This is a genomic window from Nonomuraea sp. MG754425 (genome assembly GCF_021699195.1).
Lineage (GTDB): Bacteria > Actinomycetota > Actinomycetes > Streptosporangiales > Streptosporangiaceae > Nonomuraea.
Window position 1 is genome coordinate 1 of the sequence record NZ_SSXE01000254.1, and the last position, 12,122, is coordinate 12,122.

Consider the following 12,122-nt stretch of genomic DNA (forward strand, 5'->3'; position numbering starts at 1 on the left):
CCTTCCCACGCGCCCGGCCGGTCGGCGGGCCGGGATGGCTCCCGGCCACGCTCCGCGGCTGGCTCGCCGACCGGCCGGTCGGCGGCCCGGGGTGGCCCTTGGCCACGCCCCACAGCCGGTCCCGTGGCCGGTTCCGCGGCCGTCGCCTGTCGCCGCCCCGGCCGTGGGCCGGGGCGGGGGCAGGTGGGTGGCTCAGGCGGACGGTGTGACGTCGTACGTCGCCCCCTTACGGGTGGGGAAGACCACCACGCCCGCCTCCGGCCGCTCCACCGCGACCGGCCGCCCGCGTTCGGTGACGGTGACCGGGACGGTGGTGCGCAGGGTGAGCGTGCGGCCCAGGCGCGAGCGCACGCGCCCCCGCCGCAGGCCGCCGCCGCTCCACTCCACGTCCACCTCGAAGCCGCCCCGGGCGAGCAGCCCCCGGTAGGAGCCGGCCGGCCAGGCGGCGGGCAGCACGGGCAGCAGGTTCACCTGGTCCCCGTGGCTCTGCAGCAGCATCTCGGTGATGCCCGAGGTGCCGCCGAAGTTGCCGTCGATCTGGAACGGCGGGTGCAGGTCGAACATGTTGGGCGCGGTGCGGGCGGGCACCAGCAGGTTGCTCAGCCGCTTGTACGCCTCGGCCGCGTCCAGCAGCCGCGCCCAGAAGTTGATCTTCCAGGCCAGCGACCACCCGGCCCCCGCCTCGCCCCGCAGCTCCAGCGTGCGCCGTGCCGCGGCGGCCAGTTCGGGCGACAGTCGGGGGTCGATCTGGTGGCCGGGGAACAGCCCCCACAGGTGCGAGATGTGCCGGCTGCGCGACAGCGCCGCGTCGCCCCGGTAGTCCTCCTGCCACTCCTGGATCTGCCCGAGATGCCCCACCTGGTTGGGGACGAGCCGTCCCTTCGCCTCGGTCACCTGGGCGCGCATCCCGGCCTCGACCCCCAGGACCTCCGACGCGCCCTCGAAGGCCCCGAACAGGTCCCGCAGGATCTGCATGTCCATGGTCGGGCCCGCGCAGATGCTGACGTTCTCGTCGCCGTCCTCGTGGTGGCCGACCTCGGGGGAGTGCGACGGGTTGGTCACGAGGTAGCCGGAGCGGGGGTCGGTCTGCAGCGTGTCGAGGAAGAACTCCACCGAACCCTTGATCAGCGGGAAGTGCTCGCGCAGCCGCCGCTCGTCGCCGGTGTAGAGGTAGTGCTCCCACAGCGTCAGGCACAGCCACGCGCCGCCCGTCGGCCACACGCCGTAGAAGGCGAAGTCCACGGGGGCCGTGCCGCGCCAGCCGTCGGTGTTGTGGTGGGCCACCCAGCCCTTGGCCCCGTACTGCGTCCTGGCGGTCGCCGCGCCCGTCTCCGACAGGTCCTTGACCAGGTCGAACAGCGGATCCATGCACTCGATGAGGTTGCCGGGCGCGGCCGGCCAGTAGTTCATCTCCAGGTTGATGTTGATCGTGTACTTCGACTCCCACGCGGGCGTGAGCGAGTCGTTCCAGACGCCCTGGAGGTTGGCCGCGTGGCCCGGGGCGCGGGAGCTGGAGATCAGCAGGTAGCGGCCGAACTGGAAGTAGAGCGCGGCGAGCTGCGGGTCGGTGTCGAGCTGCTTGCGGGCGATGCGCTCGTCGGTCGGCAGCGCGATCGCCTCCGAGCTGCCCAGGTCGATCCCGACCCGGTCGAACAGCTCCTGGTAGTCCCGTACGTGCTTGCGCCGCAGCACCTCGTACGGCTGCCCGCTCGCCCGCTTGAGGTGCCGCCCGGCGACCTCGGCCGGATCGCCGCCGACGTCCCGGTAGCTGCGGTAGCTGGAGCCCATGGAGATGAGCAGCGTGACCTCGTCGGCGCCGTCCACGGCCAGCGTGCCGCCGTCGGTCCTGACCGTGCCGCCCTTCGCCTCGGCCCTGGCCAGGGCGCGGAAGCGGACCTCGCCCTTCAGCCCCTGCGTGTCACTGCTCACCCCGTCGAGCGCGATCGCCGCGTCGCCGGCGGCCGACGTGGTGCTGCTCTGCGGGCTGACGAAGGCCGCCTGGAACGTCACCGACCCGGGCTTGTCGGCCGTGTGCCGTACCACGATGACCTGGTCGGGATTGCTGGCGAAGACCTCGCGGGTGTGCCGCACGCCGTCCCTGACGAACGTCACGCTCGTGACGGCCGTGGTCAGGTCCAGCTCGCGGCGGTAGTCGGTGAACTCGGCCGAGCCGGGGTAGGTCAGCGTGAGGTCGCCCAGCACCTGGTACGGCGCCTGCTCGCTGGGCCGGCCGAGGAACTTCTGGTCCGCCAGGTTCTGCGCGGCCTGCCACTTGTCCTCCCAGACCCACTGCCGGATCTGGGGGAGCGCGGCCAGCGCCTCAGGGCTGTCGTAGGTGTGCGGGCCGCCGGCCCAGATGCTGTCCTCGTTGAGCTGCAGCCGCTCGCTCGTCACGCCGCCGAACACCATCGCGCCCAGCCGCCCGCAGCCGATCGGCAGCGCCTCCAGCCAGACCTCGGCCGGACGGGTGTACCAGAGGGTCAGCGGGTTGTCCTTCGTGTCCTGCGCCCAGGCGGGACCGGCGTTGACGCCGCCCACCAGCAGGGATCCGGCGGCGGCGCCTAAACCGGTCGCGAGTACACCTCGCCGTGTGTAGCCGTCGTTGGTCACCGTTGATCACTCCTGTCCAATACGTAGGATGTCTGCTAGCTTGCGTGCCGTGAGTCGAATCGATGCCCACCACCATGTCTGGGACCTGTCCGCCCGCCCGCACGCCTGGCTGGACTCGGACCGGATGGCGCCGGTGCGCCGCACATACACACTCGATGACCTGGCCGGGCCGGCCGCCGCGTCAGGCGTGGAGGCCACCGTGCTGGTGCAGGTGCTGCCCGATCCGGACGAGACCCGCGAGTTCCTGACCCTGGCCGCCGGCTCCGAGCTGGTGGCCGGAGTGGTCGGATGGATCGACCTGACCGCACCCGACACCGCCGACACCCTGGCCTCCCTGCCGGCCGGGCTGGTGGGCGTGCGGCACGGGGTGCAGTCGGAGGCCGACCCCGCCTGGCTCAACCGGCCCGACGTGCGCCGCGGGCTGGCCGCCGTGTCCGCCGCCGGGCTGGCCTACGACCTGCTCACGCTGCCGCACCAGCTTCCCGCCGCCATCGACACGGTGAGCGCGCTGCCCGAGCTGCCGTTCGTGCTCGACCACCTGTCCAAGCCGCCGATCGCCTCCGGCGAGCTGGAGCCGTGGCGCGGCCGGATCCTGGAGCTGGCCGCGCGGCCGAACGTCTCCTGCAAGCTGTCGGGCATGGTCACCGAGGCCGACTGGCGGTCGTGGCGGGTGGCGGAGCTGCGGCCGTACGCGGAGACGGTGCTGGAGGCGTTCGGTCCTGAGCGGGTGATGTTCGGCTCCGACTGGCCCGTGTGCCTGCTCGCGGCCGGGTACGAGCAGGTCGCCGAGGCCGCCGGAGAGCTGTGCGCCGGATTGTCGGAGAGTGAGACGGCCGAGGTGTTCGGCGGCGCGGCGCGGCGGGCGTACCGGCTGGAGGGGTAGGCCCCGGCCGCGCGCCCCGGCCGGGACCCTCACCTCATGCGGCCTCGACACGGAACGTCGTGCGGTACGAGCGCGACTCCTGCGGGCCGAGCCAGATCATGCTGCCGTCCTGCCGGGCCGCCGCGTCGCCGGACACGTGGTGCGTGGACGGCTCCAGGCCGACCGCGTAGTTGCCGGAGCGCAGGTTCAGCCACTCGAAGAAGTACGGGAACTCCGCCGCCCGCCACTCCACGGCCACCCGCATGCCCAGCCGCTCGTTGACCACGGCCACCCGGTGCAGCCCGTCGGCCCGGGGGACGAGCGCGTGCTCGTACACCTGCTCCACGAACCCCGGCACGGGCCCGGGGAAGGTGAGGTGGTCGGCCTTCTGCTCGGCCACGCTGTCGCTCTGCCACAGCGTCTCGCGGATGTCGGCCTCGAACCGCGCGCCCTCGTCGAGCAGCGGCCAGCCCAGGTTGATGTGGTACAGGTACATGTGCGGCGTCGGCTCGAAACCGGCGTTCATCACCGTGTCGATCATCCGGATCTCGTCGCCGCCGAGGTCGGCCTCGATCCGCCGCACCAGCCGCAGGTTCTCGGCGAAGACCGCCGTCTGGCGCACCTCGCCCTCGGTCCAGAGCACGCAGCGGTCCTCGTACCACTGCTCGCCGTAGCCGATCAGCCGGGCGGGCAGGTTGCCGGCGCGGCCGTGCAGCCCGTGCCGGACGCTCCCGCGCGGCGGGTAGCGGTACCCGTCCGCCGGCACGTCGCCGCCGAACAGCGTGTGGTCCAGCCCGGCCGTGACGACCAGCCCCGAGAAGGAGCGCAGCCACGACAGCCCGTCCTCGTCGTTGTTCTCGTGCAGCCCGGGATGCCGGAACCCGGTCGGGGAGCGCCAGCCGAAAGCGCGCCCGGCGTGCTCGGCGTGCCCGATGTCCATGCACCTGTCCACCAGCACGTCGAAGGCCAGCCCCGAGCCGGTGCGGAACTCCAGCGTCCTGATCCCGCGCTCCACGCCGTCGCCCAGCGTGACGAGGCGGACCCCGCCGGCCGCGCTCAGGTCGCCCGTCAGCTCGGCCAGCCGCCTGCGGTCCGGCATCATGCCATCACCCACCCTCCGTTGACTTCGATGGTCTGGCCCGTCACGAACGAGGCGTCGGGGCCGGTCAGGAACGACACCACGGCGGCCAGCTCGTCCGGGGTGCCGCGCCGCTGCAGCGCCTGCCGCTCCAGCACCATCCGGTTGTAGGACTCCAGGTCCTCGTGGATCTCCTCGGCGGCCGTCGGGAACGCCCCGGGCGAGACGCAGTTGACCCGGATCTCCTGCGGGCCGAGCTCGCGGGCCAGCGCCTTGGTGAGGGCCGCCGCCGCGCCCTTGGTGGAGACGTACGCGGCCAGGTCGGACCAGCCGCCGTGCATGGTGATCGAGGCGACGTTGACGATCGAGCCGCCGCCCAGCTCCGTCATCTGGCGGGCCGCCTGCTGGGCGCACAGCCAGTAGGCTCGCTGGTTGACCGCGACCACGTCGTCGTACTCGGCCTGCGGCACCTCCAGGAACGGCCGGGCCGGGTAGACGGCGGCGTTGTTGACGAGGACGCCGACCGGGCCGAGCCGCGCGGCCGTCTCCGCGAAGGCCGCCTCGATGGCCGCCGCGTCGCGCAGGTCGGTCTTCAGGTTGAGCGCCCCCTCCAGGCCGCCCGTGTCGACGTCGAGTGCCGCGACCTGGTGGCCGTCGGCGGCCAGGCGGCGCACGATCGCGCGGCCGAGCGCCCCGGCGGCGCCGGTGACGAGCGCCGTGGTCATGGGGTCCTCCATTCCTCGTGCAGGTGCTTGAGCAGGTCGCGGGCCGGCGTGCGCGCGAGCAGCCCGTCGCGGATCAGCGCGGACGACCGCTCCTGCAGCGCGATGTAGCCGGGGAAGCGCGGCCGGACCCAGGCCGCCTCCATGGTGGCCAGGGTGTCGCGGTAGAAGGCGGGGGCGTCGGCGGCCGTCCAGACGGACCGGGCGGCCGGCTGCCCGCCGGTGGCCGCGAACAGCGCGCCCTGCACCGGCTCGGACGTCAGGCGCAGCAGGTGGGCGCGCACCGCGTCGCGGACGGCCCCGACGCGCCGCCGCGAGACCACCAGGCCGGTGCCGCCGAGCACGCTGCCCGGTGCCCGCCCCGGCCAGGCGGGGGCGTCGGCGAAGGCCAGCGGGTAGGTGACGTACCCGTACAGCAGGGGGCACCAGTCCACCTCGCCGGCCGCCAGCGCGTCCAGCACGCCGATCGGGTTGCGCACCGAGAGGCCGGGGTCGGCGTGCGCGAGCAGTTCGGCCATCAGCTCCAGCGCCCGCTCCCCGGCCGCCTCGTCGAGGTACTCCCCGCAGGCCAGCGCGCAGAACATGAGGAACGCGTGCGGCCCGCCCAGGCACAGGGCCATCCGGGTGTCGCGCGCCCGCTCGCTCGCCTCCGGCCAGGTCCGCGGCACGGCCACGCCGGGACGGGCGGCGGCCACCTGGGTGGCGGCGTCGAGCGGCAGCGCCCACTGGCGCCCGTCCAGGCGGTAGCTGTCGCCGGAGCGGCCCGCGAACCGCCGCCCGGCCAGCTCCCCGGGCTCGAACAGCTCCTCCATCGGCACCAGCGCGTCCGTGGCGGCGCCCAGCCCCGGATGGTCGATCACCAGCACGTCGTAGGTCTCGCACAACGCCGCGATCGGCTCGGACTCGAAGCCTTCGAGCGGCTGCCGGTCCCACGCGATCGGCTCGGGCACCTGCCCGTACGGGTTGGCCCCCGCCAGGTCGAGCCGGGTCAGCTCGTCCAGCGGCGCGTACCCGCGCGGGTGGTCCCAGGTCAGTCCGCGCATGCCAGCACGCCCTCCGCGACGAGTTCGGCCGCGAGGTCGGCGGAGTAGCCCAGCTCCGCCAGCAGTTCGCCGGTGTGCTCGCCCACCAGCGGCGCGCCCCTGCGCACGCCGGGCGGGGTGGCGCTGAATCGGTACGGGAATCCGGGCGTGGTGACCGTGCCCTCGGTCCGGTGCTCGTAGGTGACGAACGAGCCGTTGTGCGCGACCTGCGGGTCCTTCACCAGGTCCGCGTAGCCGTACACCGGGCCGGCCCACAGGTCGTGGCGGGCCATGATCTCCAGCCACTCGCCGGTCGTGCGCTCGGGCAGCCGGCCCGCCACCAGGGCGGTGATCTCGTCGCGCCTCGTGTGGCCGTCGGCGTCGCCGTCCATCCCGGCCAGCTCCGGCAGGTCCAGTGCCACGGCCAGCCCGTCCAGCCGGGGCATGCCGAGCGCGATGTAGCCGTCCTTGGTGGCGAAGACGCCGTACGGGGCGCGGATGTAGGTGTGGCCGTGCGGCTCGCTCCCGCGCCGCTGCGGCACCTTGCCGACCGTGTAGATCGACAGCTCCTGCATCTGCACGGCGACGGCCGCGTCCAGCATGTTCACGCTCACCCGCTGGCCCTCGCCGGTGCGCTCGCGGTGCAGCAGCGCGGCCAGCGCGCCCTCGAACGCGCTGTAGGCGGTGATGGCGTCGATCGCGTACGAGCCGGCCGGGGCGGGCGGGTCGCCCTCGCGCCCGGTGCTCAGCATGGCCCCGCTCATGGCCTGCAGCAGCAGGTCCTGGCCGGGGCGGGCGAGGTAGGGGCCGCTTTCGCCGTAACCTGACATGGACACGTACACGACGGACGGGTTGAGCCCGCTGATCGTGTCGTAGTCCATGCCGAGCCGCTCGGCCACGCCGGGCCGGTAGTTCTGCAGGAACACGTCGGCCGTCGCGGCCAGCCTGTGCACGATCTCGCGCCCGGCGTCGGACTTGAGGTTGACGGCGAGGCTGCGCTTGTTGCGGTTGAGCGACAGGAACGAGGCGTTGACCCGGTTGCCGGTGGCGCCACCCGCGGGGGCGTGCCGCTGCCACTCGCCGTGCACCGGCTCCACCTTGACCACGTCCGCGCCCAGGTCGCCCAGCCGCATGGCGGCCAGCGGGCCCGCCATCGCGATGGACAGGTCGACCACGCGGTAACCGTCGAGCACGCCCATGTCAGCGCCCCTCGAAGACGGGGTCGCGGCGCTCGGCGAAGGCGGCCCTGCCCTCGGCGGCGTCGGCGGTGGCGAAGCAGACGGTCTGCAGGTCCCGCTCGTACTGGATGGCCTGGTCGAGGGGCATCGAGTAGGCGGCCCTGAGGTTCGCCTTGGCGGTCTGGGCGGCGATCGGCGGGCGCTTGGCGATGGTCTCGGCCAGGGTCCTGGCCGCCTTCATCAGCTCCTCCTGGGGGTGGACGTCGGTGACCAGCCCCCACTCCCGCGCGCGGGCGGCGTCCACGGGGTCGCCGGTCAGCAGCATGGTGGCCGCGTTGCCGGGACCGACGGCGTGGGCGAGCAGCGCCGACTGGCCGCTGCCGCCGATCCAGCCGAGCTTGATCTCCGGGGCCGCGAACGTCGCCGTCTCGGCGGCCAGCCGGATGTCGCAGGCCATGGCCAGCTCCAGGCCGCCGCCGTAGGCGTAGCCGTTGACGGCCGCGATGATCGGCTTGCGCAGGGCGCGGACGGCGTCGCCGTAGTCGCCGCGGTTGCGGAACTCCCACGGGGTGGCGTACTCGTCGAGTTCGCGGATGTCGCTGCCGACGCAGAAGGAGCGCTCACCGGCGCCGGTGAGCACGGCCACCCGAAGCTCGGGATCGGCGTCCACCCGGCTCAGGCAGGCACGCAGCGCGGCGGCCATGTCCGGGGTGATCGCGTTCAGCTTGGCGGGTCTGTTGAGGGTGACGACGGCCACGGGGCCGTCGACGTCGAGGAGGACGTCCACGAGGAGCCTTTCCAGCTAACAGCAGAGACGTACGTGCTGCTCGGCGTCGGCGCGGGCCACCTCGACCACCGTGCGCATGGCCTCCTCGGCCTTGCGGTGGTGCCGGCGCCTGATCGCCTGGGCCACGCGTTCGTGGCCGGGCAGCGTTTCCTTGTTGTGCGCCACCGAGCGGGTGTGCACCTGGCGCACGGACCGCAGGGCGATGCTGATCATGTCGTAGATGTAGAGCAGCAGGTCGTTGGAGGCGGCGGCGAACACCGCCTTGTGGAAGGCCAGGTCGGCCTCGATGAACGGCTCGGGGTCGTCGGCTGTGGCGAACAGCGCGGCCAGCGCCTCGTCGATGCGCCGCACGGCCGCCGCGTCGGCGCGCTCGGCCGCCACCCTGGCGGCCCCGGGCTCCAGCGCGACCCGCAGGTCGGCCAGCACCCGGATGTCGTCCGGTGTGGGGTCCGGCTCGAAGCGCCAGCTCAGCACGTCGGCGTCGAGCAGGTTCCAGGACTCGCGGGGGCGCACGATCGTGCCCGCGCTCCTCCTGGTCTCCAGCAGGCCCTTGCCGGCCAGCACCTTGACGCCCTCCCGCACCGCGGAGCGGCCCACGCCGAGTTCGGCGACGAGCTCCTCCTCGATGGGGATGGACGTGCCGGGGGCCAGGGAGCCGCCGACGATGCGGGCGCCGAGGGCCTGCACGACCTGGACGTTCCTGGCCGAGTCCCTCTGGGGATCAGTTGCCACGGCTCCGCACGCTATCCCGGCCGCGCCCGTTTTCATAGACCTTCATCAGATGAAGTTAGTTTTTCATCAGATGAAGTGATCGCCACTTAACATTTCGCACTCTTGGTAGTACCTTTCGGAAAAGTGGTAATACCAATCGTCCTGGAGCGACCTCCATGCCCTCCGACTCCGTCTCCGACGCCCTGTCCGGCCTGATCCGCGACCTCGGCGAGGGCGCCAGGCTGCCGCCCGAGCGGGAGCTCGCCGAGCGCCTCGGCGTCAGCCGCACCGCGCTGCGCGACCGCCTGCGGCTGCTCGAAGCCTTCGGCGTGCTGAGCAGGCGGCAGGGCTCCGGCACGTACGTCCAGCGGCTGCACCCCGGGGGCCTGGAGGCCGCGCTCGACCTGGCCCTGTCCGCCAGCCACCTGACGATCGAGTCGCTGCACTCCGTACGCGTCGCCCTCGAACGCCAGGCCGCCCGCGAGGCCGCCCGCGCCGGAGACCCGGTCGCCATCGCCCACATCGGCAAGGCCCTGGCCGACATGGAGGCCGCCGCCACCGCCGAGGACATCGACCGCGCCGACTTCGCCTTCCACCAGGCGCTCCTGCACGCCACCGGCAACGCCGCGCTCACCTTCTTCGCCGACGCCATGACCGGCGTGCTCTTCCGCGCCGTCCGCCAGCGCCGCGACCGGCTCAGGACCCACCCCCGCGACAAGGAGGTGTCGGTGGCCGCCCACCGCCCCCTGTACGAGGCGCTGCTCGCCGGCGACGCGGACGCCGCCGGGCAGGCCAGCGACGACCACTTCCGGGTCTGGCACGACCTGTTCACCCAACCGCAGATGGAGAGACCATGACCAAGACGCTGGGTCTGATCCACACCTCGGCGACACTGGTGCCCGTGTTCGCCGAGCTGTGCGCGAGACACCTGCCCGACGTCGAGACGTTCAACATCGTCGACGACAGCCTCATCAAGAACACCATCGCGGCCGGCCGCCTCACCCCCGGCACCGCCCGCCGCGTCGCCGGGCACGTCGCCTCCGCCGAGGCCGCCGGCGCCGACCACGTGCTGGTCACCTGCTCCTCCATCGGCGCGGCCGTCGAGGCGTCGGAGCCGCTGACCGGCGTGCCCGTCACCCGGGTGGACCGGCCGATGGCCGACCGCGCCGTCGCGACCGGCCGCCGCGTCGGCGTGCTCGCCACCCTGTCCACCACCCTCGACCCGACCGCCGACCTCGTCCGCCGGCGCGCCGCCGCGGCCGGGGCGGAGATCACGCTGACCGCCCGGTTGTGCGAGGGCGCGTTCGAGGCGCTGATGAGCGGCGACGCCGCCGCCCACGACGCCGCCGTGGCCGGGGCGCTGCGCGAGCTCGGCGGCCAGGTGGACGTGATCGTGCTGGCCCAGGCGTCCATGGCCCGGGTGGCCGGGACGGCCGAGGTGCCGGTGCCGGTGCTCGCCAGCCCGCCCATCGCCATGGAGCACCTGGCGAAGGAGCTGTATGCGTGAGCTGACCGTGGCGACGTACCAGGTCGTCACCCGCCTCCCGCTGGAGCAGGCCGTCAGCGCGATCGCGGGCGAGCAGAGCACCGGCACGTTCGTCAGCGTCGCCGGCGAGACCGACGAGCTGCGCGCCCGCCACAGCGCGGTCGTCCTCGACATGACGGAGATCCCCGCCCCGATCACCGAGGCCCTGCCGGGCGCGCGCGGGGACGGGCCGCTGCACGCCGCGCTCGTCCGCATCGGCTTCCCGCTCGACAACACCGGGCCCTCGCTGACCAACCTGTTCCCCGTGGTCGCGGGCAACCTGTACGAGCTGCGCGAGCTGGCCGGGCTCAAGCTCGTGGACCTGGAGCTGCCCGCCGCGTTCGGCGCGGCGTACCTGCCGGCGGGGTTCGCCGTGGAGGGCACCCGGCGGCTCGTCGGACGTCCCTCGGGGGTGCTGATCGGGACCATCGTCAAGCCCAACGTCGGCCTGCGCCCGTCCGACTACGTGGACCTGGTGCTGGAGCTGGGCCTGGCCGGAGCCGACTTCATCAAGGACGACGAGGTGAACGCCGACTGCCCGCCCGCCCCGCTGGCGCAGCGGGTCAGGGCCGTCACGGGCGCGCTCGACGAGGTGGAGCGGCGTACCGGGCGGCGGCCGATGTACGCCTTCAACATCAGCGACGAACCCGACCGCATGCTGCGCAACCACGACATGGTGGTGGCCGCCGGCGGCACCTGCGTCATGGTCAACCTCAACGTCGTCGGCTTCCCGGCCGTCGCCATGCTGCGACGGCACGCCAGGGTGCCCATCCACGCGCACGTCACCGGGATCGGGGCGCTGGCGCGGCATCCGGGGCTGGGGATCGGGCACGTGGCGTACCAGAAGCTGGCCCGCCTGACCGGCATCGACCACCTGCACTGCGGCGGCTTCCACAGCAAGTTCTACGTCACCGACGACGACGTGGCGCGGATGGTCTCCGCCGTGCGCGCGCCGCTGCTCGGCGGCTTCCCCTGCCTGCCGGTGCTGTCGTCGGCGCAGTGGGCGGGCACCGCGCCGGTCACGCTGCGCCGCACCGGGACGGACGACCTGCTCGTGCTGGCCGGCGGAGGCGTGCTCGGCCACCCGGACGGCCCCGCCGCCGGGATCACCAGCATCCGGCGGGCATGGGAGGCCACGGTCGCGGGCGTGCCGCTGGACGAGGTGGACTCGCCGGAGCTGGCCAGGGCGCTGGAGCGGTTCGGCGGGGTGGTGGCCAGGTGACGCTGGTCGCCTTCGTGGCCGACGACTTCACCGGGGCGACGGACGCGCTGTGGCAGTTCCGGCGCTTCGGGCTGACCGGGTCGCTCGTCACCGACCTCGCCCACCTGCACGACCGGGACGACGTCATCGGCGTCGCCACCACCGCGCGGGCCTCGTCCGACCCGGTGGCGTCGGCGCTCCCGGCGCTCGCCGCCGTGGCCGCCCTCGGGCCGCCGGTCGTCCAGTACAAGGTCTGCTCGACGTTCGACTCCTCGCCGGAGCACGGCAGCATCGGCGCGGTCGTCGCGGCCCTGCACCGCGAGGGGCTGGCCGGGGGCGCGGTGCCGGTGCTGGCCGCGCAGCCCGAGTTCGGGCGCTACACGTGGTTCGCCAACCACTTCGTCCGGGCGGGGGACGAGGTGGTCC

The 12,122-nt window shown here is 73.5% G+C and carries 12 protein-coding genes; 5 read left to right on the forward strand and 7 right to left on the reverse strand.

Going from position 1 to position 12,122, the window contains the following annotated elements; translation table 11 throughout:
• Positions 1–192 precede the first annotated feature (192 nt).
• Entirely contained in the window at positions 193–2,610 is a 2,418-nt protein-coding gene (locus tag FAF44_RS48090; protein WP_237110162.1) for a glycoside hydrolase N-terminal domain-containing protein, read from the reverse strand.
• A gap of 49 nt (positions 2,611–2,659) precedes the next feature.
• On the opposite strand from FAF44_RS48090, the gene FAF44_RS48095 reads away from it, so the two are divergent.
• Positions 2,660–3,493: an amidohydrolase gene (locus FAF44_RS48095; protein ID WP_237110163.1), complete on the forward strand. Its 834-nt coding sequence runs from the start codon at positions 2,660–2,662 to the stop codon at positions 3,491–3,493.
• A 34-nt stretch (positions 3,494–3,527) separates the two neighbouring features.
• Here the strand turns inward: FAF44_RS48095 and FAF44_RS48100 are convergent, their stop codons facing one another.
• Genes FAF44_RS48100 through FAF44_RS48125 form a run of 6 tightly spaced genes read right to left on the reverse strand, consistent with a single transcriptional unit; the run spans position 3,528 to position 8,991 of the window.
• Positions 3,528–4,574: an aldose 1-epimerase family protein gene (locus FAF44_RS48100; RefSeq protein WP_237110164.1), complete on the reverse strand. Its 1,047-nt coding sequence runs from the start codon at positions 4,572–4,574 to the stop codon at positions 3,528–3,530.
• Positions 4,571–5,275, reverse strand: coding sequence for an SDR family NAD(P)-dependent oxidoreductase (locus tag FAF44_RS48105; protein ID WP_237110165.1), 705 nt, complete (start codon positions 5,273–5,275; stop codon positions 4,571–4,573). The genes FAF44_RS48100 and FAF44_RS48105 overlap by 4 nt, the downstream gene beginning before the upstream one ends.
• On the reverse strand, positions 5,272–6,315 hold the full coding sequence (locus FAF44_RS48110) for a hypothetical protein (RefSeq protein ID WP_237110166.1): 1,044 nt from the start codon (positions 6,313–6,315) through the stop codon (positions 5,272–5,274). Before FAF44_RS48110 ends, FAF44_RS48105 begins: the two co-directional genes overlap by 4 nt.
• Positions 6,303–7,493, reverse strand: a complete 1,191-nt coding sequence (locus FAF44_RS48115; RefSeq protein ID WP_237110167.1) for a CaiB/BaiF CoA-transferase family protein — start codon at positions 7,491–7,493, stop codon at positions 6,303–6,305. The genes FAF44_RS48110 and FAF44_RS48115 overlap by 13 nt, the downstream gene beginning before the upstream one ends.
• Position 7,494: 1 nt before the next feature.
• Positions 7,495–8,259: an enoyl-CoA hydratase/isomerase family protein gene (locus FAF44_RS48120; RefSeq protein ID WP_237110168.1), complete on the reverse strand. Its 765-nt coding sequence runs from the start codon at positions 8,257–8,259 to the stop codon at positions 7,495–7,497.
• A gap of 15 nt (positions 8,260–8,274) precedes the next feature.
• Positions 8,275–8,991, reverse strand: coding sequence for a FadR/GntR family transcriptional regulator (locus tag FAF44_RS48125; RefSeq protein WP_237110169.1), 717 nt, complete (start codon positions 8,989–8,991; stop codon positions 8,275–8,277).
• Positions 8,992–9,146: 155 nt separating this feature from the next.
• On the opposite strand from FAF44_RS48125, the gene FAF44_RS48130 reads away from it, so the two are divergent.
• The 4 genes from FAF44_RS48130 to FAF44_RS48145 all read left to right on the forward strand — a co-directional run.
• Complete coding sequence (locus FAF44_RS48130) at positions 9,147–9,827, forward strand: FadR/GntR family transcriptional regulator (protein ID WP_237110170.1); 681 nt, start codon at positions 9,147–9,149, stop codon at positions 9,825–9,827.
• Positions 9,824–10,477: an aspartate/glutamate racemase family protein gene (locus FAF44_RS48135; RefSeq protein WP_237110171.1), complete on the forward strand. Its 654-nt coding sequence runs from the start codon at positions 9,824–9,826 to the stop codon at positions 10,475–10,477. Before FAF44_RS48130 ends, FAF44_RS48135 begins: the two co-directional genes overlap by 4 nt.
• A complete protein-coding gene (locus FAF44_RS48140; RefSeq protein ID WP_237110172.1) occupies positions 10,470–11,717 on the forward strand; it encodes a RuBisCO large subunit C-terminal-like domain-containing protein in 1,248 nt (415 codons plus the stop codon). Before FAF44_RS48135 ends, FAF44_RS48140 begins: the two co-directional genes overlap by 8 nt.
• Positions 11,714–12,122, forward strand: a 409-nt coding sequence (locus tag FAF44_RS48145) for a four-carbon acid sugar kinase family protein (protein ID WP_237110173.1), incomplete at its 3' end; no start/stop codon positions are given. The genes FAF44_RS48140 and FAF44_RS48145, both read left to right, overlap by 4 nt.